Genomic DNA, 22,595 nt, shown 5'->3' on the forward strand with positions numbered 1-22,595 from the left:
CTAGAAAAAATGATCCAGCTCCCATACCCATAAATACCACGGACGAAAGAGAAGAGGCTAAATTATCAGTCATGTTATATACTTCACATAAGAATGCTTTTGCCCAACCGTCAGCAAAGCCCTCTAAAGGACCTACCATTAACCCGCCAAAGAAACTAATGAGAATAATATGTTTATTAAAAAGTACTGTTTTTAAATCTTTAATACTAAATTTTTCTTGTTGAGTACTATTTTTAGGTGTTATTAAGAACAATAATAGGGCAAGTAAACAACCTACAATCGAAAAAGCGTAGATAACATTGTTCCAGCCAAACTTATTTAGCAGATAGTCGAGAGGTAACCCGCCATATATAGCTCCTGATATTCCTATTATAATAGACAAACTTGCCATCCTTGGCGATTTTTCTTGAGCAAAATACATGCTTGCAACTTTAAAAATTCCAATTGCTGAAGCTGATGATCCAATTCCAACAATCACTCTACCAAGTATTGAGTAGTACCATTCATCAAAGTATATTAGGGGTAGTGTACCAACAAATGTTAAAAGAATACAAACAGGTAAAACAATTTTTGGCCCAAACCTATCGAGAAAAATTCCAACTGGTATATGGGCTAATGTATAACCTATATAGTACAAACCACCAAATTGACCAATATCTACAATACTTATATTGAATTTTGTTATTAATTCAGGTGCAATAATATTAGGTATTACACGCAATATATATTGGTACGCGTAGAACAATGATGCCAAAAACCATATTAAAAAATTTCTTTGTAACATTAACTTTTTATCCAAGAAAGTGGATTATATATATATAATCAATAAAAAACAATATTTTGGTAAATATTCTTTTTCATATATTGAGTAGTAATGTATAAAATATTATTTAAATGTCTATTAATTGCTACGTAGAAAAATTAAGATTACATAACTTTCGTAACTATTCCGACTTTGAACTATATTCAGGAAATTCTTCAATTGTAATAATTGGTGAAAATGGTGTTGGTAAAACCAATTTGCTTGAAGCTATTTCATTACTTGCAAAAAGTAATGGTATGAGAAAAGCTAAAGCTAGCGAGATGCAAAATAAATTCAGTAGTCAAGATTGGACAGTGCATTATAATTTTTTTAACGGAGTAGATTTTAATTCAATCGGAATTGCAAAAAATTCTAATAAAAAAATAGTTCAAATTGATAATAAAATACAATCTAGCTACTTATTTTTGTATAAAATTTCTAACGTGATATGGTTTATTCCACAAATGGATCATATATTGGTTCATTCTCAAAGCGATAGGTTGAAGTTTTTAGACCGTATAGCTTCAATGTTTGAAGATACATATGCTGACTATTATATGAAATATCGAAAAGCTAAGTATGATAGAAGCAAGCTGTTAAGAAGTGGAATTTTAGATGAGAATTGGTTGAATAGTATTGAAACTATAATGGCTACTAGTGCAATAAATATTTCGCGCATGAGATTATCTGTACTTAACATTCTACAAAGCACTATTGATAACTACTCCATCGGGCTTTTTCCTAAAGCAAATTTAAAACTTAATAGCCAATTAGATTCTGACAATGGAGAAGAATATTATAAAAGAAATTTAAAGGAAAATAGACAAAAAGATGCGTTGACAGGGAAGGTTAAATTTGGTGTTCATAATGATAATTTTCAAATTTTATGTCAAAAAAGAAATCTTCCTATCAATCTATGCTCTACTGGGGAACAAAAACTGTTATTACTTTCTATTACTTTGTCTAGTGTAAAAGCAAGGTGTATTTATTGCAATAAAGCACCAATTTTATTGCTTGATGAAATAATGTCTCATCTGGATTTACAGCACAGGAGATTACTGATAGAAGAGATATTAAGTATTAATTGTCAAACTTGGATAACTGAGCTAAATCGAGACAACTTTAGCAATTATAGTTCTTCTTTTAAAATTTTTGATTTGTTATAATATATGTTTTATTTAGTATGGAATAGTCGCATCTATACTCTGAGTAGTATGGGGTTAGTAAAGAATGACACTAGAAAGTATTTTTGGTCTTTTTGTATTCAAGTTATACATACATAATTTTTTCTCTGATAGTATAAGAAAATGAATATAATAAATTTATCTACCTCTTTAATTAATTAACAAATTCCTCGTATTAAAGCTGTATAATTCTAATTCTTTCTTTTAACTCTGTCGTGTTACCATGTACTGATACTTCATTGCAATCAGTACTAGGACCATCACCCACTCCCCACTGTCTTATACCCTCATTTAGATTTTGCAAACCTCCACCCAAATTATTTCTCTTTATAGATTGTTCAATAGGTGATAAAAGCTCTTCAGGAACCGGTTGCTTGTGTCGTGTTTTATTAAAAACACCAGCAATCAGAGTACCTAATATTATTGTACCATATATTATTGTACCATTTTTTACATTAGAATTTATCTCTGGTGTAGATGTATTATTATATTCTTGACATGTAATTTGCATAGGAGACTTTGTTGAATTATCTTGAACTAAGTTAACAACACCGTTTTGTATATCTGAGGGTAGAGTATTTGTAATTGCTACTATGTCACAACGTTGACGATTATTATTATAACCTTCTTGCTTTAAAAAAACTTCTATATCACTACCAGGTTTACTTTTTTGAGCAAGTATATCTAGAGGCGTTTTGTTATTATTATTTTAATGCTTAAGTTAGCTTCTTCCTTCAAAAGATATTTAACTATATCCAAGCGGTTATCTTTGGCAGCCACATGTATAGGTGTATTACCTATTTTGTTTTGAATATCTAAAGATACGTGTTTCTCATCGACAAGGTACTGAACTAATGGTAAGCGATTACGTGCAGCAGCATAATGTAATGCAGTGTTGCCCAGTTCGTCCTGAAAATTAGGATCGACATTTTGTTCCTCAATCAAGTACTTTACTATATTTAGGTGGCAATGTTTAGCAGCATGTGGTAAGAAAGTATATCTAGAGAGTCGATGAACTGTTTTGGCAATAATCAACTTTACTGCATTTACGTTACAAATATTACCGTTATCTGATGTAAATGACGGGATAACACGAGTTGGAACATCAACAACTTTTATCTCATTGACAAGGTAGTTTAAAGTTTTTATGCTGCCCTTCGCGACAGCTGTTTCAACTGGAGTCTTGCCTATATTGTTCTTAATATCTAAAGATAAATGTTTTTCACCCACAAGATATTCAACCAATTTTAAGTTATCGCTTTCAGCAGCGTAATGCAATATAGTGTTGCCTAAATCATCCTGAAAGTTAGGATAGGCATTTAGTGTTTCAATTAAGCGCTTTACTATATTAGGTTGACAATTTTTAGCAGCATAATGTAAGAAAATATTTCCAGGATGCTCTTTATCAGGAAAATCTGTTTTCTTTGAGAAGATGCATTTTACAATATCAGTCTGAACTTTACGATTATCTGAATTTGTTTGTTTCATATTCTCTACGAGAGTGGTGATATTGCACTCGGGAATACAAACAATTCCTTCGCGCACGAAGTAATTTAAGATATTTATTTGACCGGCAGAGATGGCTAGTGTAAATGGAGTTTCGCCTAAATTGTTCTCAGTATTATCATAGGCTCCTCGACTCCTAAGTAGTGTTATTATGTTTAAGAAGCCATTTTTAGCAGCTAGGTGCATAGGAGTATTACCTAAATAGTCTGTGGCATTAACATTAGCTCCATTTTTTATAAATTCTAAAGCTTTTTTATAGTTACCTTTTGTTACAGCATCAATTAGATCATTGTTTGGCTCCTTTATTCCCCTTAAAAAATCTATCACATCATCGTTGTGAGCAATGTCTAAAGCGGTTTTTTCGTCCAAGTTTTTAGTATCGATGTTAATCCCTGCTTTTAACAGGCATTTTACCATATTCAAGCTACCATTCCGAGCAGCATAATGCAAAGCGGTATTACCAAAACTGTCAATTTTATTAACAAGAGCTCCACTTTTTATGAGTTCTGTAACTTTTTGAACGTTATCTTCCTTTGTAGCATCAATTAGGCCATCGTTTAATTTTTCTTCTATAGTTAGAAACTATTACATCATACTTATGAGCAGCGTCTAAAGCGGTCTTGGTATTCAAAAATTTCCCGGATACTACGCTTATTGATCCTTGCTCAGAGTTAGTGATTGTTGAAAGTGTTGTACATTCTTTTTCCATAATTCCTCCATATGATAAAAATGTATTACCAAGTGAGTATAAAATATCAAGATTGGTATAAAGGTCAACTAATTTTTAAAAATATTAAAAAAACTGAAGCCAAAGAAAAAAACCACTTATTAAACTCTTGAAAAATTATATATGTGATTGATATCAAAATGGGGAATATTGTATTGCAATAAAGTAAAATCTTTTATTATTTAAAAGGAAAATAGATTCATTTTTACATCACATTTATTTTGGTATAAATCATACAAAACAAATACGAACAGGAAGATTTTATAGGTTTTAAATAAATTTACTGGCATGATAAACACTCATCATAATCAACATCTGTTTTTTGCTCCATTATTTTACTTTTTGTAAGTATATCTTGTGAAATTTTATCAGCTCTTTGCATTGACTTAGATCTACAGTAATACAAGCTTTTTAGTCCTTTTTTCCAAGCAAGCATATGTATTTTGTGTAGATAGCGCTTATGCACATTTGCAGCTAAGAATAAATTTATTGATTGAGATTGGCAAATGTAAGGAGTTCGGTCACTAGCATGGTCAATAATCCACCTTTGATCAAACTCATAAGCTGTTTTAAATACAGATTTTTCATGGTCACTGAGAAAATTTAAATGTTGTACAGAACCTTCGTTTGTTGAGATTGAAGACCATACTTTGTTGTTGTCTTGATTTTTTTCTGCTAATAATTTTTGTAAAAATTTGTTTCGTACTACAAACGAACCTGTTAAAGTTTTTTGCGTGAAAACATTTGCTGCATATGGTTCTACACCAGGCGAGGTACTTCCTGCTATGATGGAAATTGAAGCAGTTGGAGCAACTGCAAGTTTATGAGTAAATCTCTCAACTAAATTAGCTTCTTTTGCATCAAGACACGACCCTTTTTGATGTGCAAGTTTTTTCGAAACTAAATCAGCTTGTTCGCGTATTTGTTTAAATATTTGTTTATTCAATTGTTTTGCTGTTAATGATTCAAAAGGAATCATTTTGCTTTGTAAAAGTGAATGAAATCCCATTACACCAAGGCCAATGCTACGCTCTCTCATTGCGGAGTATTTTGCACGTTTTATTTCATTAGGAGCTTTATTTATAAAATCTTCTAGAACATTATCGAGAAAACACATTATATCTTCTATAAAAAGCTCATTACCTTTCCATTCTTCATAATACTCAAGATTTAATGATGATAAACAACATACGGCAGTACGTGAATTTCCCTTGTGATCGTAGCCTGTAGTTAAAGTTATTTCACTACACAAATTTGACATCTTAATATCTAAACCTAAATTTTGATAAGATACAGGTTTATTTTTATTTATTGAATCAATAAAGATAATATAGGGCTCTCCTGTTTCAATTCTTGCAGTCAATATTTTTATCCATATTTCACGTGCCTTTAAAGTTGAAATAATTTTATTATCACGGGGACTAATTAAATCCCAATCTTGATCATTTTCAACAGCTTGCATAAATTTATCTGGTATTATTACAGCGTGATGTATATTAAGTGCTTTACGATTTGGATCTCCACCTGTTGGTTTACGTAAGTCTAAGAATTCTTCTATTTCTGGATGAGATACTGGTAAATAAACAGCAGAACTACCTCTGCGAAGGGATCCTTGACTAATTGCAAGTGTTAAAGCATTTTGTACTATAATAAATGGTATAATGCCTGATGTTTTTCCGCTACCTTTTACGCTTTCTCCTATTGAACGTAAATTACCCCAATAGCTTCCTATACCACCACCTCTAGCAGCAAGCCAAACATTTTCATTCCATAAATCAACTATTCCTTGAAGACTGTCTTCAGTTTCATTAAGGAAACAAGAAATAGGTAACCCTCTATCTGTTCCACCGTTGCTAAGTATTGGTGTTGAAGGCATAAACCATAAATTACTCATATAGTAATAAATGCGTTTTGCATGCTCGGAGTTATCTGAATAATGATGAGAAATACGCATAAATAGATCTTGATAATTCTCATTTTCTGATAAATATCTATCTGATAAAACGGACTTCCCAAAATCAGTTAATTTACTATCTTTTTCATGATCAACAGTAATTTTACTCATAAAACCCCTTGTTTTTTACAGCTATTCTTTCCAATTCAAACTAATTTAAAAGATGGAAAAATTTAAGTTAATTACTCTGTTTATGTTGTAGTGCAAATAAAATCCCATCAATTTGACTTCCATATATTTTGGAATAACTTATATAGCTTATTTGCATCTCTATTTCCTTTGCAACGTTTTTCACATAACTTTCTGAATGACGAAAATAGTCACCCCTGTTTATAAAATCAATACCCTCAGTTTCTTTTCTTCTTACTAAACATACAATAACTCCTCTTTTTTTTAGAGATCTTTTTGCAAGTTCTAACTCCAATTGAAAATCAGATATGTAGTGCAATACTTCTGCAAAAATAATAACATCATATTGACAATTTTTCTCTTGTCTAAGAAAATCAGTTATTTCAGTATGAATTAGTTCATTGTAAACTGATTTACCTTTTATACAACACCCTCTTGCAATATTTAACATCCTATTTGAAATATCAACTCCTGTTATATATCTTCCAACATTATTGACTTTGAAAAAATAACCACATATCCCCGTTCCACATCCAAGATCAAGTATATCAAGGTCAGCAGTGAGATTGTTACTAAAAACTTTTGTAATTGCCATATGTATGAGTTCATGCCCCCTATATTGCCTAGCAATAAGCCAATGTTCAACAAAATATTCACCTGTATAATCAAAATATTGTTTTATGAGATTTTTAGGCAAATTTTCAATCTCAGCAGGATTTTTCATTTTTTTTATATAATAAAGCGTTTCTTCATGGTTATTATCTAATTTAAATGCTTTCATTAAGTAGTAATAGGCTTTATCAGTATTACCTAGTGCAAAATGGCATCTTCCAATATTATACCAAGCTATAGGTAAATGAGAGTAGAATATATTGATTAAGTAGAACCTTAATTTTGCATCTGATATATTCCCCTTATAAAAATGATACAAACCTATTTCAATATTAATATTTAATAAATTTTTTGATTTTTTAAAAAATGCTTTTATTCTCTTACTTAAACTATCATATTTATTTCTAATAAAGAATTGAATTTGCTTAATATTAAACATACGAGTAAACTTGATCATAATATTTGAAATAACTTTTTCTTTAGAGAATCCACTGCTTTTCATATTTTTTAACTCCCTAAATCCTACTTTTAAGAGATGAAAATATACCTTTCTAATAAGGATGTTTTCTTAGTACCTATATAACAATCTATATCATACATTTGAGATTTATTATATTATTGTTGCTAATTAAAGTAAATGTTTCTAATATAAAAAAATATTGACATAGTTTTTATTCTGCTATAGGATAAAAGGAGTTGATTTTTGATGTTTGACAAGTTTTATGGTAGAGATTAATTTAATCTCAATTCAATCTTACAATATTTAACTCTGCATATTTTACACATAGTCAGGTAAATAAATTATTAAGAGCACTTGATGGATGCCTTGGCGTTAATAGGCGATGAAGGACGTGGCAGGCTGCGATAAGCTTCGGGGAATTGTCAACAAGTTTTAATCCGAAGATTTCCGAATGGGGAAACCCAACTAGTTTAGCTAGTTATTATGTATTGAATAAATATATAAAGTAAACTTGGTGAACTGAAATATCTAAGTAGCCAAAGGAAAAGAAATCAAACGAGATTCTGTTAGTAGTGACGAGCGAAAGCGGAAAAGGCCAGTGATTTAGAAATAAGAATTAGAATACTATGGAAATAGTAACCATAGAAGGTGATAGTCCTGTATAAGTAGAAAGTTTTTAAATCCTCGAGTAGGGCGGGACACGTGAAATCCTGTTTGAATATAGGGGGACCATCCTCTAAGCCTAAATACTCATTAACGACCGATAGTGAACAAGTACCGTGAGGGAAAGGTGAAAAGAACCCCGGGAGGGGAGTGAAATAGATCCTGAAATCAAGTGCTTACAAACAGTTGGAGCTCTATATTTAATATAGGGTGACAGCGTACCTTTTGCATAATGGGTCAGCGAGTTAATCTATGGAGCAAGCTTAAGCCGTTAGGTGTAGGCATAGCGAAAGCAAGTCTTAATAGGGCGTTTTAGTTTTATGGATTAGACCCGAAACCAAGTGATCTAGTCATGACCAGATTGAAGGTGTAGTAAGATACACTGGAGGATCGAACCAGTTACTGTTGCAATAGTATTGGATGAGTTGTGATTAGGGGTGAAAGGCCAATCAAACTTGGAAATAGCTGGTTCTCCGCGAAATCTATTTAGGTAGAGCGTTGTACGAATATTACCGGGGGTAGAGCACTGGATAGACTAGGGGGATTCATCATCCTACCAAATTTAACCAAACTCCGAATACCGGTAATTAATATACAGCAGACACACTGCGGGTGCTAAGTCCGTGGTGAAGAGGGAAACAGCCCAGACCACTATCTAAGGTCCCAAAATTACAGCTAAGTGGGGAAGGAAGTAGAAAAACCATTACAGCTAGGAGGTTGGCTTGGAAGCAGCCATCCTTTAAAGAAAGCGTAACAGCTCACTTGTCTAAATAAGTTTTTCTGCGCCGAAAATGTACCGGGGCTAAAGCTGTATACCGAAGATGTGGGTGCTTTATTGATTTCGATCGATGAAGCGCGGTAGCGGAGCGTTCCGTAAGTCTGTGAAGGTGGTCTGTGAAGACTGCTGGAGATATCGGAAGTGAAAATGCTGACATGAGTAGCGTAAAAGAGTGTGAAAAACACTCTCACCAAAAATCTAAGGTTTCCTACGTTAAGTTAATCTGCGTAGGGTTAGTCGGTACCTAAGGCGAGTCCGTAAAGGAGTAGTCGATGGCAATTAGGTTAATATTCCTAAACCTCGTAAGTGTGACGAATTTTATATTTTTGTATAGCCTTATTGGATTGGTCTATGCTCAAAAGAAATTCCAGGAAATAGCACTTACATTAAATGAGGCCGTACCGTAAACCGACACTGGTGGATAAGTAGAGTATACTAAGGTGTTGAAAGAATGATGTTGAAGGAACTCGGCAAATTATACCTGTAACTTCGGGAGAAGGGTAGCCTACTGTTAGGCAACTATTGGTAGGTGGCACAAAATAGGGAGTAGCGACTGTTTACTAAAAACACAGGACTCTGCAAACACGTAAGTGGAAGTATAGGGTCTGACGCCTGCCCGGTGCTGGAAGGTTAATATGAGGTGTGCAAGCTCCAAATTGAAGCCCCAGTAAACGGCGGCCGTAACACTGACGGTCCTAAGGTAGCGAAATTCCTTGTCGGGTAAGTTCCGACCCGCACGAATGGCGTAACGATTTCTCCACTGTCTCCAACATCACTTCAGCGAAATTGAATTCCCCGTGCAGATGCGGGGTACCCGCGGTTAGACGAAGAGACCCCGTGCACCTTTACTATAGCTTTACATTGTTATTGAGAGTCTGATGTGCAGGATAGGTGGGAGACTTTGAAGTTATGGCGCTAGCTATAATGGAGTCACCCTTGAGATACCACCCTTTATGCTTTTGATAACTAACTATGTTTCATTATCTGAAACTAGGACATTGTATGGTGGGTAGTTTGACTGGGGCGGTCGCCTCCTAAAGCGTAACGGAGGCGTACGAAGGTAAGCTAGAGCTGGTCGGAAATCAGCTTAATAGTACAATGGCATAAGCTTGCCTGACTGCGAGGCTGACAAGCCAAGCAGAGACGAAAGTCGGTCATAGTGATCCGGTGATTCTGTATGGAAGGGTCATCGCTCAACGGATAAAAGGTACGCCGGGGATAACAGGCTAATGGTGTTCGAGCGTTCATAGCGACGACACCGTTTGGCACCTCGATGTCGACTCATCACATCCTGGGGCTGAAGAAGGTCCCAAGGGTTCGGCTGTTCGCCGATTAAAGTGATACGTGAGTTGGGTTTAGAACGTCGTGAGACAGTTCGGTTTCTATCTGCCGTGGGTAAAGGAAATTTGAGAAGTGCTAACTCTAGTACGAGAGGACCGAGATGGATATACCTCTGGTGTGCCAGTTGTTATGCCAATAGCATCGCTGGGTAGCTAAGTATAGATGGGATAATTGCTGAAAGCATATAAGCAAGAAACCCTCTTCAAAAAAATTTCCCAATTAAGGCCGTGGGAGACTACCACGTTGATAGGCTAGGTGTGGAAGCATGGTAACATGTGGAGCTAACTAGTACTAATAGCCTGATTGATTTATTTATTTTTTATGTGTATGTATGCAGTGTTAAATATTGTATTTTCTAATAAAAGAAACTTTTGTTAACTTGGTGGTTATAGCAAAGAGGAAACACCTGATCCCATCTCGAACTCGGAAGTGAAACTTTTTAGCGCTAATGGTACTTTAAAAGGGAGAGTAAGTCGCTGCCAAGTTAATAAAAGTTTCTTTTATAAAATTATCAACATGCCTTTCTTTAGGTATTTTTAATCTTATTTTTCTAAATTAGCTGACTTATTGGTCAATTGACTTGCATGGACTTGCTTGATTAAAAATTTTATTTCTTTTTCTTGTTTAACAGGGCTTTCTTTTAGGTATTTCGCCTGTATCACTGCAGACTTTGCGTCTTTCTTATTACTATTCCTAAAACTTTTTTGCTGATTGAACTCTTTATGTGACATTTCTACCCTCTATTTATTGCATGTCTAAAGCGATACTTTATACTAGCATAATTAAAACATTTGTAAATGTTTCAGTTTATTATTTTTATCCTATTTTTTTAAAACAAGTAGTTAGATCTTTTTTTAAATTTTGATAATCCGTGTGTATAATACTTTTATGAGTGATTATTACATAATAATAATCTGTACCTTTTGGGTTTAAAATTATCTCTTTAGCAAGTACACGAAGTCGCCTTTTTATTTTATTTCTTTTTGTTGCTTTTCCTATTTTTTTACTAATGGCTATACCTAGCCTTGTTGTTTTAATGTATTTTTCAGGCTCTCTTTCTTTTATAGCGCATATAGATATGTAAATACCTCTGTACAAAGAGTTATGAAATACTGATTTATTTTTAAATAAAAAAGAAAAGTCTTTTTTTTTATACTTGTTATGCGCATAACTTGTTACATCCTAGTGAGCGACGTCTGTTTAGAATTTTTCTTCCAGCTTTTGTTGCCATGCGTGAACGGAATCCATGTCTGCGTTTTCTTATCAAAACTTTTGGTTGAAATGTTCTTTTCATTTTTTAAATAAAACATAATTAATTATTTTAAATTATTTTATTTTATTGTCAAATGATAGTTAATTTATACAGCATTACCATAAAGTAAAGTTTATTAATATGCTAGTAAATGAATATATACTTATTTATTGATATTAATCATTCTGTGTAAGAAAAAATTAATAAGATTTTTTTGTGTCTCAATTGTTTATTAATATCAGTTTATCTTTTATAATAATTATCTTACAGTTTATATTGTTACTACACTAATTATTCTTATGTTCTCTCTTGTTTTAAAAAATGTAAAATATAAGATAGTAAAGCTTATGTTGTGTATAGCTTTGTCCACATCATTTTTTGTTACTTTGTTTATAATGTTATCTATTTTTGTTCAATCGATTAACTTTTTTCATGAAATAACTATTTCAGAGTTTTTATTTTGTTCAAAATGGAATCACAATATAGTAACAATTAATGAAGAGAAAATCGGGTGTTTTGGTATATTACCTCTTTTGATTGGTACCTTGCTTATAACTATTGTTTCAATGATTATAGTTGTTCCATTAGGTTTATTTTCTGCAATATATATAAGTGAGTATGCTAGTAAAGACATGCAATATGTAATTAACACAGGTTTGCAAATTTTATCTGCTATTCCTACTGTTGTATACGGATATTTTTCAATAGTTTTTTTATCCTTTGCTGTAAAAAAAATAGCAAATTTATTTAACTTAAGTATACACTCAGAGAGCGCCTTAGTTGCTGGTTTATCGATTGGAATAATGATTCTTCCTTTTTTTATTTCTTTGTTAGAAGACGCAATAAGATCTGTTCCGAAAATTTTACGTTATGGCTCTATGGCTTTAGGTGCAACACCTGCAGAAACTATATGGAATGTGATAATACCTTACGCAATGCCTACTATTTTTAGTGCCGTGTTATTATCAGTTTCTAGAGCTGTAGGTGAAACCATGATTGTACTAATGGCAGTTGGAATTAACGCGAATTTGACTTTTAATCCCCTTCATTCAGTTACCACTATTACTGTACAAATTGCCACATTGCTTACAGGAGATCAAGATTTTAATAGCGTGCAGACTTTAGCTGCTTATGCACTTAGTTCAGTGTTGTTTATTATTACTTGGGTATTAAATGCATTTGCATTATTTGTAATAAAACGTAGTAAGTAAATATTGTTGTAAAATCATTACTAATAATATACAATTTCCTTTTACGAAAAAGTGTTTCATAGTGTCAAGCAATAACAAAATAAACATAAGTATAGGTAGAGTAGTAAAGGTAACTCAAGCAGTTGTAGACCTAAAATTTGATGCCGTTCTACCTAAAATATTCAATGCCTTAAAAAGTAAATTAAAATATCAGAATACAGAATTGATCTTAGAGGTCTCACAGCACATAGGTGATAATGTGGTCCGTTGTATTGCTATGGATAGTACAAATGGTTTATCAAGGGGTGATGAATTTATGGATACTGGTGCCCCAATATCAGTTCCAGTTGGGCGTTCAACCTTAGGGAGAATTTTTAATGTTACTGGAGAGCTAATAGATGAACGTGGTCCACTAAATGGACAATTTAACTTAGAGCCTATACACAAGGAACCACCAAGCTTTATTCAACAAAAGATACAAGATGAAGTTTTAGTTACTGGAATAAAAGTTGTAGATCTTCTCGCACCCTATCTCAAGGGAGGTAAAATAGGTTTATTTGGTGGAGCTGGAGTTGGTAAAACAGTTTTAATAATGGAATTAATTAATAATATAGCAAAAGCTCATAAAGGATTTTCTGTGTTTGCTGGAGTAGGAGAGAGAACCCGTGAAGGTAACGATCTTTATCATGAAATGATTACTTCAAATGTGATTAACATAGATGATTATGAAAAATCTCAAGCTGTTCTAGTTTACGGTCAAATGAATGAACCACCTGGAGCAAGAGCTAGAGTGGCCTTAACAGCACTAACTATGGCAGAGTATTTTCGTGATTGTGAAAATCAAGACGTTTTATTTTTCGTAGATAATATTTTTAGATTTACTCAAGCTGGTTCTGAGATTTCGGCTTTGCTTGGAAGAATACCATCGGCTGTAGGTTATCAGCCGACATTAGCAACTGATATGGGTGCAATGCAAGAAAGAATAGCTTCCACTACTTCGGGTTCTATAACTTCTGTACAAGCTATATATGTTCCTGCGGATGACTTGACTGATCCTGCTCCAGCAACTACTTTTTCACATCTTGATGCTACTACAGTTTTATCAAGACAAATAGCTGAAATGGGAATATACCCTGCTGTTGATCCTCTTGATTCAACTTCTCAGTCTTTTTTACCTGAAGTAATTGGTGAGGAGCATTATCGAGTTGCATCTGAAGTGAAACGTATACTTCAAACTTATAAATCTTTACAAGATATTATAGCCATACTTGGTATGGACGAATTATCTGATGAAGATAAGGTTATTGTTGATAGAGCGCGTAAGATTCAGAAATTTCTCTCTCAGCCCTTCCATGTTGCAGAAATATTTACTGGTATGCCTGGAAAATTTGTTTCACTTGCTGATACTGTCTCTAGTTTTAAGGGAATTATTGAAGGTAAGTATGATCATTTGCCAGAAACAGCTTTTTATATGGTAGGTAGCATAGATGAAGCAATTAAAAAAGCGGAAAGTCAAAATTAAGAATTATGAATACTTTCAAAGTGCAGTTTTTTTCTCCTGACAGCTGTGTTTCATTTGATGAAACTTTATCTATTTTAGTAAATGGGTCAGAAGGAAAGCTTATGATTTTAGCTAATCATGCTCCTTATTTGATCTATGCTTTGTCTGGCGTTGTGATTGTTAAGTTGAATAATCAAGGGGAGGAAAAAATTGTGATTGATAATGGTATATTAAAAGTTGCAGGTAATAATTGCAGTATTTTCACAAGTGCATTTATCTACAGGGCAATTGACTAGAGGGTTATAAGTAGTTATAATTCAGATTGATTTGATTTTTTAATGCGAATATGAAAGTAAAAGCGTCGTTAAAGTCTTGTCGTAATAGAGATAAGAACTGTAAACTTGTAAGAAGGTTTGGTAAGCTTTATGTAATAAATAAAGTTAAGCCAAGGTGTAAAGCACGCCAAGGTTCATAATTTTTATTATTTAGTTAATATTGGTTATTTCACCTAAAAGAAAGAAAAGTCTTTTGTATCTATTCATTACTTCATTTATTTTTTCTCTTATATTTTATTTTGCCGTTAGTACATTTACAGGTAATCGAGGCTTGATAGCACTGATTAACTTGAAGAAAGACATAGAGTACAATAAATCTATACTGAAAAGTATCTCCCTTAAAAAAGAAAGTTTGAATAATAGGATAATTGGTTTATATGAAAAAAGCTTAGATTTAGATTTGCTTGATGAACAAGCAAAAAATGCTTTAGGTTATACCAGTCCAGGTGAATTTATGATTATCATTGACACAGAATAGCTATTTACTTTGCTATAAGTATTTTTTATATTGTAATAAATTTATCCTTTTAAGGAGTGTTATTTTGAGTTTATTTAATACCCTATGTAAAGGCCTGTTGAAAACTTCTTCTCGCTTTGGTGAGGGAATAAAGAGCATTTTTTCTACTAAAAAACAATTAGATCAAAACCTTTTGGATGAGCTAGAGGATTTGTTAATCAGTATGGATATAGGTAGTAAAACCTCTAAATTAATTATTGATAAATTAGCAAGTGTTAAGTTTGAAAAGGAAGTTGAGTGTAATATCGTAAAACAACAATTGGTAAATGAAATAGAATATATACTAAATCCAATTGTACAGCCACTAATTTTAGATAAAAAGCCACACATAATAATGGTTTGTGGAGTGAATGGTAATGGTAAAACAACAACTGTAGGTAAACTTGCATATAAATATAAGAAGATGGGAAAGTCTGTTATGCTTGTTGCATGTGATACATTCCGAGCTGCAGCGAGTGAGCAGTTACAAATTTGGGCAGATCGTTCAGGTTGTTCTATTATTACTGGAGAACATGGTGCCGATTCTGCAAGTATAGCATATAAGTCTGTAGATCAGGCTATAAAAAATAATATCGATGTGGTGTTAATTGATACAGCTGGCAGACTACAGAATAATGTTAATTTAATGGAAGAACTTTCAAAGATATATAGAGTTGTAAAAAAATTAGATAATACGGCTCCTCATAATGTTATTTTAGTTCTTGATGCAACCACAGGACAAAATGCTTATAGCCAATTAGAAACATTTAATAAGATGGTGAACGTCACAGGGTTAATAATAACAAAGTTAGATGGTACTGCAAAAGGTGGAGTGGTTGTGGGTTTAGCTCAGGAATATAGAATAAAATTATATGCTGTAGGAATTGGTGAAAGTATAGAAGACTTGAGAGAGTTTACTAGTAGGGAGTTTGCAGAAGCGTTGTTTTTTGGTAGTTAAAAAATAATAATAGGCATTAAGAATTCTGATCAATAAAAGTAAAGTTACCCTCCACGTACTGTACATCTTCATTATCTTCAAGTGCTTCAACGAGAACAGATACTTTATCAATTAACTCCTTGTCTTGAATTTCAAGAAGGTCTTTTGGTTGCCATGAAAGGCGTGCAAGTTCTGGTTCTCCAAATTTTGCATAAAAAGCATCACGTACTTTGCCAAAATCTTTTACTTTACAGGTTATAATATATGATTCTTTCAATTCAATGTTTAGTACTTCTAGCTCGATACCGTAATTAAATAAGTCGTCAAAATCGATGTTTTCTTTTTGATATACAATAAGTCCAAAATGATTGAACAGGTAACTAACGCTTCCTGTTTCTCCTAAATTTCCACCTTTACGAGAAAAAATATAACGCACCTCAGAAGCAGTGCGATTGCGATTGTTTGTTAATGCATGAACAATTAGCGTTGTACTCGAAGGGCCATATCCTTCATATTGTATTTCTTCATAATTTTCCCCAGAAATATTACCAGTTGCACTTTTTATTGCTGCCTCTATTTTATCCTTTGGTAAATTTTCCTTGCGTGCAGCAAATATAGCTGAACGAAGACGTGGGTTTAGCTCAGGGTCTGGTAGCCCTTGCTTTGCGGAAACTGTTATTTCTCTAATAAGCTTCGTAAATTTTTGAGCGCGTTTAGCATCTTGTGCGCCTTTACGATGCTTTATATTTGAAAACTGTGAATGGCCTGCCATATTTGAATCACTCAAAATTCAATATATAATCAAAATAAGTCAAAATTAGAAGATAATTTTTTGTATTTCACAGGACTATTGTCGTAAAAAATTGAAGGTATTATTTTGTTATGATATAAATAACCCTTGAAATGGTTAGTAAATCAATAGATAAGCATGATATTTTGATTACAGGTAGAGGGCTGATGGTTATATAGTGGCTATCAATGTAGTTCAATAGTGAATGTTTGTGGTAAAATGTAGGAAACATTCTTGATGCATTATGGTTTCAAAAGGAAAAAATAAATTCAGACTTTGGTGGTTTCTTATTACAATAATTTCATTAGGTTATTCATTAACTTACTTGGGAGCACATTGGTACATATATAAATATATAAATAAAAACTATCAAATAATTTACAATACTACAAATTCTTTTGGAGAGGTTTGGGTGTACAACGATGATGATATGCGATGTTTAGCATTTGAGGTTCCTAGCATTAAAACACCTCGGCAAACCTGTATTTACATTGATAACATTCAGATGCCAGTTTTTGAATATCAAAAAATGGTTCTTGGTGCTTTATATTTAAACCCACGTCCAAAAAAGATTTTGATGCTAGGATTAGGCGGAGGTGCATTAATAAGATATCTCCAAAACTTAGTGCATGATTATGTAAAATTTGATATTGTAGAAATTAATCCTGAATTAAAAAAGATCTCTAAAGAATTTTTCTTCTTAGAAGAAAACAAGAAAACGGAAGTATTCATAGAGGATGCATATCAATATGTGTCTAGAGCTCTAAATACTAAAAACTATTACGACTTAATTATTATGGATTTATTTTCTAAGGAGTATATACCAAGTCAATTCTTATCTATTAATTTTATGAAGATGTTGAAAGGTATACTATCAACCGGAGGAGTTTTTGCTATTAATACTTTTACTAACTCTAAAACTCACAGTGAAGAGTCAGAATTAATCAAAAAAGAATTTGGCAATTTTTATAATTTAGTCGGGGATGCAAGTGGAAACCGAATTATGATAGCTTACAATGGTGAATTACCGCTGTTAGAATTAGTACATTATAATGCAGACACATTCCATGAAAAATTCCATAAGATGCGAATAGAACCAAAATGGTTGTTATCTAAATTTATGCCTTATAAAATTAATGTTGATAACTAGCACCTTAAAAATTAAAAACATTTTATAAAACCACTTGCTTTAAAAAATTGAACAAACCATTTTACTATGTTATATATGGAGCTTTAAATGTTAGTAAATCAATGGATAAGTATGATATTGCAGTTATAGGTAGTGGACCTGGTGGTTATATAGCAGCTATTAGAGCAGCTCAGTTGGGATTCAAAACTGCAATTATTGAAAAAGAAGAAAATCTCGGTGGTGTATGTCTAAATTGGGGATGCATACCAACAAAATCGCTACTTAGATCATCTGAAATTTACAGATTGATAAAAAGATCACAAGAATTTGGTATACAAGTAGAAAATGTAAGTTTTGATATAGAATCAATAGTTAAATACTCAAGAAGTATTGTTGATAAATTATCAAAAGGCATAGACTATTTAATGAAAAAAAACAACATAAAGGTTCATAAGGGTTTTGGTCAACTTGCAGGGAATAATACAATCAAAATATCTAATAATACGGAAATATTTTCTAAGCATATTGTCTTAGCAACAGGTGTAAGAGCACGAAATTTGCCAGGAATTGAAACAGATGGGAATTTAATATGGAATGCACGACATGCAATGTTACCGAATGAATTACCAAAATCGCTTTTGATTATAGGTTCTGGTGCGATCGGAATAGAATTTGCAAGTTTTTACAGCACTTTAGGAGTTGATGTAACAGTTGTTGAAATAAAAGATACTATCTTACCAGTAGAAGATAAAGAGATTTCGATATTAGCAAAGGAAATATTTACTAAACAGGGAATAAAAATACGTACGAATAGCAGTGTAAAGGCGTTAACTAAGAACAAAAATTGTGTAACAGTACGGTTTAGTAACGATGAAAACATGGAGTTCGATAAAGTTATTTTAGCAGTTGGTATTCAACCAAATGTTGAAGGTGTAGGTCTAGAAAACACAAAAGTAAAATTAAATACTTCTGGTTTTATAGAAACAAACAAATGGTGTGAAACTAATGAAATGAATTTATATGCAATTGGTGATGTAGCCGGTCCACCATGTTTAGCGCATAAAGCAAGTCATGAAGCAGTTATGTGTATAGAAAAAATAGCTGGTAAAGACGTTCATGCGTGCAATAAGGAATATGTGCCAAACTGTACTTATTCACATCCACAAATAGCAAGTTTGGGTTTAACTGAAGAACAAGCAAGAAATGAAGGATATGAAATAAAAGTAGGGAAATTTTACTCTCAATTTAATGGTAAATCTATAGCACTCGGTGAGACTGAAGGATTAGTAAAAACAATAATTGATAAAAATACAGGTGAAATATTGGGCGCTCATATGATAGGAGCAGAAGTTACAGAGTTAATTAGTAATTTTGTTCTTACAAAACAGCTAGAGGGGACGGACGTCGATATAAGATCAGCAATCTTCCCACATCCAACCATTTCAGAGATGATACATGAATCGGTATTAGCTGCAAATAATGAATCTTTAAATAGTTAATTAAAGATTTGTGGATCTTTCTTCTCTTTTTTTGTAGGAGCAGAAGAAGGTTTTTTTTCTATCTTTTTTATGGCAGTTTTATTTAGATCTTCAGGAGTTTTTCTGGTAGTAGGAAGAGCTTCTTTTTTTGTCTTGGTGTTTTTACAAGTATGATCTTGTTTACAAATGCCTAATGTATTTGCAATGTTCTTTATTTTGTTTTTTAATAGCTCCAAAAGGCCAACATTTTTATGGCTTGCTTCTTTAGTCTGGTTTTTGTTCATTAAATCTTTTTTATTATCATTAGTAGACACCTTTTACTCCGTTTCTAGTGATGGTAAATAGTATTATACATGTAAATTATTAAGTAATGGTTATTAATATAGAGGTTATTTTACAATGGATATTATTCTAGCAACTGGTGGTACGGGAGGACATATCTTTCCAGCTATAACTTTAGCAAAAGAATTAAAAGTTCAAGGTTACGAATTTATAGTATTCACTGATAAACAAATGAATGGAAATATTTATATAGCAAGCTACATATTGCCACTATGTAAATCAAGTAGTTATAAGTTTTATTTTGCATTGTTTTATAGTTGTCTATTAGCACTTTACAAAATAAAGAAATTAAAACCCAAACTAATCATTGGCTTTGGTAGTTACGCATCTTTTCCTACGCTTCTTGCAGCAAAAATTCTTTCCATACCTATAATTTTACACGAACAAAACATAATTCTAGGAAGAGTAAATAGATTCTTTTTCAAAAGTGCAAAATTTGTTGCAACCAGTTTTCCTACAACTAAATATGCTCAAGGTACTAAATGTATTTTTACTGGAAATTTTGTTAACGAAAAAATATTAGAAATAAATGATTACTGCAAGTTCGCAGAAAATATTAACATATTAATTATAGCAGGCAGTCAGGGTGCAAATTTTTTTGATGATGTAGTAAGTAGTGTAATTTGTGATTTACCTGAAACATTAAAGAAAAGAATTAGAATAACGCAACAATGTAAAAAGAAAAGTATAAATAAGATTAAAATTCTATATAAGAAAGAAAAGATAAATTTTAAATTAAGTGAATTCTTCGATGATATGAAGCAGAAATTATGTGATACACATCTAGTAATTAGTAGAGCAGGAGCAACTTCAGTGGCTGAAATAACTCTTGCTATCCGTCCTGCAATATATATTCCTTATCCTTACTCAAAAGATAATCATCAATTCTATAATGCAAAATACATAGAAAAATCAGGTGCAGCAGTGGTGCTTGAACAGAATAATGAAGTAAAGAAAGATCTAAAGAAATTATTAATTGATTTATTAAGTGAATCAGAAAAACTATGTAAAATAGCTAATAATACTAAAAGATCAGGAATGAGGAATGGAATTGGAGAGTTTATGGAAATATTAAAGCAGTTTATGTGAAGTACCATTTCTAATAAAAGAAAGTAGATAAAAAATTTATAAATCAGATTTGTATTACTATAACTAATAAGTTCTAAGGTATAGAAACTCAAAAGACCATATACTATCGACTTGGGTGAGGGATCATTATTTATTGACTTAGGGACACTTTTTGGCTTAGACTGTGGAAATGAAGAGTGTAAAGATATGTATAAAGACAACAAGCTTTTAAGAGTATCAACAGGTTTTGGTTTCTCAATGCCATCTCCTTTTGGAGGTAGATTAAGGTTAGATTTCGGCTTTCCATTAGTAAAGGAAGATTATGATAAAATGCCTTCACCAAATATTAAATTTTCCATTGAAACAGGAGTTTAAAATGAAGCACTTACATTTGTTTCTTATCGTTATTTGCATACTTTTTTTCTTCATCTGCTACGTATCTTGCTGTCAATCGTTCAGAGTGTAGCCATTCTCATAAAACAGCAATTGTTGATAGTGACAAGGTGATTAACGATTCTCTTGCTTTGCAAGATTTACAAGAACAAATCAAAAAATACAACTCTAAATTACAACAAGAATTTGAACAAGAGATAGAAAAAATCAAGCCTTCAAAGGAAGAGTTTGATCTTTTGTCTGAAGAGGCTAAAAAGGAAAAAATAGAACAATTTAATGAGCATGCTACCAAATTTAGAGAAGATTACAGCAAAAAAGTATCAAATTTAGAAAATAACTATAAAAATGCAGTGGAGAGTATTTTCAATAAAATCAAAGAAGTAACGAAAAAAATAGCGGAAAATGAAAAAATAGACTTAGTACTGTTTATTTCAAATAAAAATCAAGTGTTGTATTCTAAAGATAAAGTAGACTTATCAAATAAAACATTAAAGAACATCAATAAGGATTTACCTACTTTTACTCTGAATGTGGAATAGGTGAATGGAACTCAACATAATTGATATTAAGAAAATATTACCCCACTCTTATCCGTTTCTTTTAATAGATAGAGTGATAGAATGTGATCCTGGTAAGAGTATAAAAGCAATAAAAAATGTTACGTTTAATGAGCCGTTTTTTATTGGTCATTTTCCCAATAATCCCATAATGCCTGGAGTTTTAATAGTTGAATCTCTGGCTCAAGCTGCTGCTGTATGTGTTCTGAGTACAGAAAACACAATTAAAGAATTTTTTTTAGCGTCAATTGAAAATGCAAAATTCAGACAACAAGTGACCCCAGGAGACACACTAACTCTTCAAGTAAATGTTATCAGATTACGTGATACATCATGTAAATTTGAGTGTTTTGCATATGTTGATGAAGTGAAAGTCGCAGAAGCGACAATTTTAGCTATGTTGCAGAATGTAAATTGAGTCTTTTATCTTTTATTACATTTCTCCTTTCTTTCTCAATGTAATTAATTCAGGCTATTTTTCTATAACTTGAATGTCTGATTTGTTACTATAAGAGGTTTTTTCCCTTCTTTTCATATTTTTATTTAAAAAAAATTGGATAGAACCTTTATTATACTTATATGACTTTTAGCAAAGATAGTTTATATTATATATGTATATTGTATTAGTGATATAGTTTGTGCTGCTATGAATCCAAAATTAAAAAAATTTCTAATTTTTGCTGCTTTGAGTCCTTTGATAGTTGGCACTCTTCTATTTCTTGTATTAGTAGAACTACTATTAGATGAATTTATCTCTATACTTTTTGAATTCCTTTTAGCAAAAACTTCAAGTGTAGTTTTAGCCTCTTCTGGGTCATTTGCTGCTGGGCTAGCTATTTTTGTTGCATTTTATGCAGTACATAAAATATGTTCTGTTTTTACAAAAAAAATTACAAGTAGTTATCAATCTTTTAAAAATGAACATAACAATGACCATATTTTCTCTGAAGTATACAATGACCCAACAGTAG

At 32.2% G+C, this 22,595-nt stretch carries 22 protein-coding genes, 2 rRNA genes and 3 pseudogenes; 16 read left to right on the plus strand and 11 right to left on the minus strand.

What is annotated here, in order from left to right; all coding sequences use genetic code 11:
- Positions 1-784, minus strand: a 784-nt coding sequence (locus NL275_RS01030; protein WP_253300150.1) for an MFS transporter, incomplete at its 3' end; no start/stop codon positions are given.
- A 110-nt stretch (positions 785-894) separates the two neighbouring features.
- Here NL275_RS01030 and recF point away from each other — a divergent pair.
- The gene (gene recF / locus NL275_RS01035) at positions 895-1,968 is read left to right on the plus strand and encodes a DNA replication/repair protein RecF (RefSeq protein ID WP_253300151.1); all 1,074 of its coding nucleotides are present in this window, start codon (positions 895-897) and stop codon (positions 1,966-1,968) included.
- A gap of 193 nt (positions 1,969-2,161) precedes the next feature.
- Here recF and NL275_RS01040 read toward each other — a convergent pair whose 3' ends face one another.
- The 5 genes from NL275_RS01040 to NL275_RS01060 form a co-directional block, all read right to left on the minus strand.
- Positions 2,162-2,497, minus strand: coding sequence for a hypothetical protein (locus NL275_RS01040; protein WP_253300152.1), 336 nt, complete (start codon positions 2,495-2,497; stop codon positions 2,162-2,164).
- 173 nt (positions 2,498-2,670) lie between these two features.
- Entirely contained in the window at positions 2,671-4,065 is a 1,395-nt protein-coding gene (locus tag NL275_RS01045) for an ankyrin repeat domain-containing protein (RefSeq protein ID WP_370107212.1), read from the minus strand.
- Positions 4,034-4,201, minus strand: a complete 168-nt coding sequence (locus tag NL275_RS01050; RefSeq protein ID WP_253300153.1) for a hypothetical protein — start codon at positions 4,199-4,201, stop codon at positions 4,034-4,036. The genes NL275_RS01045 and NL275_RS01050 overlap by 32 nt, the downstream gene beginning before the upstream one ends.
- A gap of 298 nt (positions 4,202-4,499) precedes the next feature.
- Positions 4,500-6,284 carry a ribonucleoside-diphosphate reductase subunit alpha gene (locus NL275_RS01055; protein WP_253300154.1) on the minus strand — a complete coding sequence of 595 codons (1,785 nt, stop codon included), beginning with the start codon at positions 6,282-6,284 and terminating at the stop codon, positions 4,500-4,502.
- A gap of 67 nt (positions 6,285-6,351) precedes the next feature.
- The gene (locus NL275_RS01060) at positions 6,352-7,416 is read right to left on the minus strand and encodes a methyltransferase domain-containing protein (RefSeq protein ID WP_253300155.1); all 1,065 of its coding nucleotides are present in this window, start codon (positions 7,414-7,416) and stop codon (positions 6,352-6,354) included.
- A gap of 292 nt (positions 7,417-7,708) precedes the next feature.
- Between NL275_RS01060 and NL275_RS01065 the strand changes: the two genes are divergently transcribed.
- Positions 7,709-10,472 (plus strand): 23S ribosomal RNA (locus NL275_RS01065).
- A gap of 62 nt (positions 10,473-10,534) precedes the next feature.
- A 5S ribosomal RNA gene (gene rrf / locus NL275_RS01070) occupies positions 10,535-10,641 on the plus strand.
- Positions 10,642-10,698: 57 nt separating this feature from the next.
- Here rrf and NL275_RS01075 read toward each other — a convergent pair.
- The 3 genes from NL275_RS01075 to rpmH all read right to left on the minus strand — a co-directional run bounded on the left by NL275_RS01075 (position 10,699) and on the right by rpmH (position 11,450).
- Positions 10,699-10,887: a hypothetical protein gene (locus NL275_RS01075; protein WP_253300156.1), complete on the minus strand. Its 189-nt coding sequence runs from the start codon at positions 10,885-10,887 to the stop codon at positions 10,699-10,701.
- 85 nt (positions 10,888-10,972) lie between these two features.
- Positions 10,973-11,254 carry a ribonuclease P protein component gene (gene rnpA / locus NL275_RS01080; protein WP_253300157.1) on the minus strand — a complete coding sequence of 94 codons (282 nt, stop codon included), beginning with the start codon at positions 11,252-11,254 and terminating at the stop codon, positions 10,973-10,975.
- 61 nt (positions 11,255-11,315) lie between these two features.
- Positions 11,316-11,450: a 50S ribosomal protein L34 gene (rpmH, locus tag NL275_RS01085; RefSeq protein ID WP_253300158.1), complete on the minus strand. Its 135-nt coding sequence runs from the start codon at positions 11,448-11,450 to the stop codon at positions 11,316-11,318.
- A 203-nt stretch (positions 11,451-11,653) separates the two neighbouring features.
- On the opposite strand from rpmH, the pseudogene pstC reads away from it, so the two are divergent.
- The 6 genes and pseudogenes from pstC to ftsY form a co-directional block, all read left to right on the plus strand.
- Positions 11,654-12,619: pseudogene (gene pstC, locus NL275_RS01090) on the plus strand (phosphate ABC transporter permease subunit PstC); the annotation flags it as partial.
- 85 nt (positions 12,620-12,704) lie between these two features.
- The gene (gene atpD / locus NL275_RS01095; RefSeq protein WP_253300219.1) at positions 12,705-14,120 is read left to right on the plus strand and encodes a F0F1 ATP synthase subunit beta; all 1,416 of its coding nucleotides are present in this window, start codon (positions 12,705-12,707) and stop codon (positions 14,118-14,120) included.
- A 5-nt stretch (positions 14,121-14,125) separates the two neighbouring features.
- Complete coding sequence (locus NL275_RS01100; RefSeq protein WP_253300160.1) at positions 14,126-14,395, plus strand: F0F1 ATP synthase subunit epsilon; 270 nt, start codon at positions 14,126-14,128, stop codon at positions 14,393-14,395.
- A gap of 50 nt (positions 14,396-14,445) precedes the next feature.
- Positions 14,446-14,574 carry a type B 50S ribosomal protein L36 gene (gene ykgO, locus NL275_RS01105; protein ID WP_253300161.1) on the plus strand — a complete coding sequence of 43 codons (129 nt, stop codon included), beginning with the start codon at positions 14,446-14,448 and terminating at the stop codon, positions 14,572-14,574.
- 53 nt (positions 14,575-14,627) lie between these two features.
- Positions 14,628-14,912 (plus strand): FtsB family cell division protein, encoded by a 285-nt coding sequence (locus tag NL275_RS01110; protein WP_253300162.1) that lies wholly within the window; start codon positions 14,628-14,630, stop codon positions 14,910-14,912.
- Positions 14,913-14,976: 64 nt separating this feature from the next.
- Positions 14,977-15,888 (plus strand): signal recognition particle-docking protein FtsY, encoded by a 912-nt coding sequence (gene ftsY / locus NL275_RS01115; RefSeq protein ID WP_253300163.1) that lies wholly within the window; start codon positions 14,977-14,979, stop codon positions 15,886-15,888.
- Positions 15,889-15,904: 16 nt separating this feature from the next.
- Here ftsY and NL275_RS01120 read toward each other — a convergent pair whose 3' ends face one another.
- Complete coding sequence (locus NL275_RS01120; RefSeq protein WP_253300164.1) at positions 15,905-16,639, minus strand: YebC/PmpR family DNA-binding transcriptional regulator; 735 nt, start codon at positions 16,637-16,639, stop codon at positions 15,905-15,907.
- Between the two features lie 262 nt (positions 16,640-16,901).
- On the opposite strand from NL275_RS01120, the gene NL275_RS01125 reads away from it, so the two are divergent.
- Together NL275_RS01125 and lpdA are read left to right on the plus strand one after the other, a co-directional pair.
- Positions 16,902-17,807 (plus strand): spermidine synthase, encoded by a 906-nt coding sequence (locus NL275_RS01125; protein WP_253300165.1) that lies wholly within the window; start codon positions 16,902-16,904, stop codon positions 17,805-17,807.
- Positions 17,808-17,908: 101 nt separating this feature from the next.
- Positions 17,909-19,285 carry a dihydrolipoyl dehydrogenase gene (gene lpdA, locus NL275_RS01130; RefSeq protein ID WP_253300220.1) on the plus strand — a complete coding sequence of 459 codons (1,377 nt, stop codon included), beginning with the start codon at positions 17,909-17,911 and terminating at the stop codon, positions 19,283-19,285.
- Here the strand turns inward: lpdA and NL275_RS01135 are convergent.
- A complete protein-coding gene (locus NL275_RS01135; protein WP_253300166.1) occupies positions 19,282-19,578 on the minus strand; it encodes a hypothetical protein in 297 nt (98 codons plus the stop codon). The genes lpdA and NL275_RS01135 overlap by 4 nt on opposite strands.
- Positions 19,579-19,663: 85 nt before the next feature.
- Between NL275_RS01135 and NL275_RS01140 the strand changes: the two genes are divergently transcribed.
- The 5 genes and pseudogenes from NL275_RS01140 to NL275_RS01160 form a co-directional block, all read left to right on the plus strand.
- Entirely contained in the window at positions 19,664-20,695 is a 1,032-nt protein-coding gene (locus tag NL275_RS01140) for a UDP-N-acetylglucosamine--N-acetylmuramyl-(pentapeptide) pyrophosphoryl-undecaprenol N-acetylglucosamine transferase (RefSeq protein ID WP_253300167.1), read from the plus strand.
- A 117-nt stretch (positions 20,696-20,812) separates the two neighbouring features.
- Positions 20,813-21,049 (plus strand): annotated as a pseudogene (locus tag NL275_RS01145) (BamA/TamA family outer membrane protein); the annotation flags it as partial.
- A 128-nt stretch (positions 21,050-21,177) separates the two neighbouring features.
- Entirely contained in the window at positions 21,178-21,606 is a 429-nt protein-coding gene (locus tag NL275_RS01150; RefSeq protein WP_253300169.1) for an OmpH/Skp family outer membrane protein, read from the plus strand.
- A gap of 4 nt (positions 21,607-21,610) precedes the next feature.
- On the plus strand, positions 21,611-22,042 hold the full coding sequence (gene fabZ / locus NL275_RS01155; RefSeq protein WP_253300170.1) for a 3-hydroxyacyl-ACP dehydratase FabZ: 432 nt from the start codon (positions 21,611-21,613) through the stop codon (positions 22,040-22,042).
- Positions 22,043-22,270: 228 nt separating this feature from the next.
- Positions 22,271-22,595: pseudogene (locus NL275_RS01160) on the plus strand (hypothetical protein); the annotation flags it as partial.

The organism is Wolbachia endosymbiont of Chironomus riparius (assembly GCF_918315375.1).

Excerpts from the sequence above, each read along its gene's own strand:
- NL275_RS01140 (WP_253300167.1), top strand. The coding sequence starts at position 19,664 with ATGGATATTATTCTAGCAACTGGTGGTACGGGAGGACATATCTTTCCA.
- lpdA (WP_253300220.1), top strand. The coding sequence starts at position 17,909 with ATGGATAAGTATGATATTGCAGTTATAGGTAGTGGACCTGGTGGTTAT.
- ykgO (WP_253300161.1), top strand. The coding sequence starts at position 14,446 with ATGAAAGTAAAAGCGTCGTTAAAGTCTTGTCGTAATAGAGATAAGAAC.
- NL275_RS01075 (WP_253300156.1), bottom strand. The coding sequence starts at position 10,887 with ATGTCACATAAAGAGTTCAATCAGCAAAAAAGTTTTAGGAATAGTAAT.
- fabZ (WP_253300170.1), top strand. The coding sequence starts at position 21,611 with ATGGAACTCAACATAATTGATATTAAGAAAATATTACCCCACTCTTAT.
- rpmH (WP_253300158.1), bottom strand. The coding sequence starts at position 11,450 with ATGAAAAGAACATTTCAACCAAAAGTTTTGATAAGAAAACGCAGACAT.
- recF (WP_253300151.1), top strand. The coding sequence starts at position 895 with ATGTCTATTAATTGCTACGTAGAAAAATTAAGATTACATAACTTTCGT.
- NL275_RS01060 (WP_253300155.1), bottom strand. The coding sequence starts at position 7,416 with ATGAAAAGCAGTGGATTCTCTAAAGAAAAAGTTATTTCAAATATTATG.
- NL275_RS01055 (WP_253300154.1), bottom strand. The coding sequence starts at position 6,284 with ATGAGTAAAATTACTGTTGATCATGAAAAAGATAGTAAATTAACTGAT.
- NL275_RS01050 (WP_253300153.1), bottom strand. The coding sequence starts at position 4,201 with ATGGAAAAAGAATGTACAACACTTTCAACAATCACTAACTCTGAGCAA.
- NL275_RS01100 (WP_253300160.1), top strand. The coding sequence starts at position 14,126 with ATGAATACTTTCAAAGTGCAGTTTTTTTCTCCTGACAGCTGTGTTTCA.
- NL275_RS01040 (WP_253300152.1), bottom strand. The coding sequence starts at position 2,497 with ATGCAAATTACATGTCAAGAATATAATAATACATCTACACCAGAGATA.
- NL275_RS01125 (WP_253300165.1), top strand. The coding sequence starts at position 16,902 with ATGGTTTCAAAAGGAAAAAATAAATTCAGACTTTGGTGGTTTCTTATT.
- NL275_RS01120 (WP_253300164.1), bottom strand. The coding sequence starts at position 16,639 with ATGGCAGGCCATTCACAGTTTTCAAATATAAAGCATCGTAAAGGCGCA.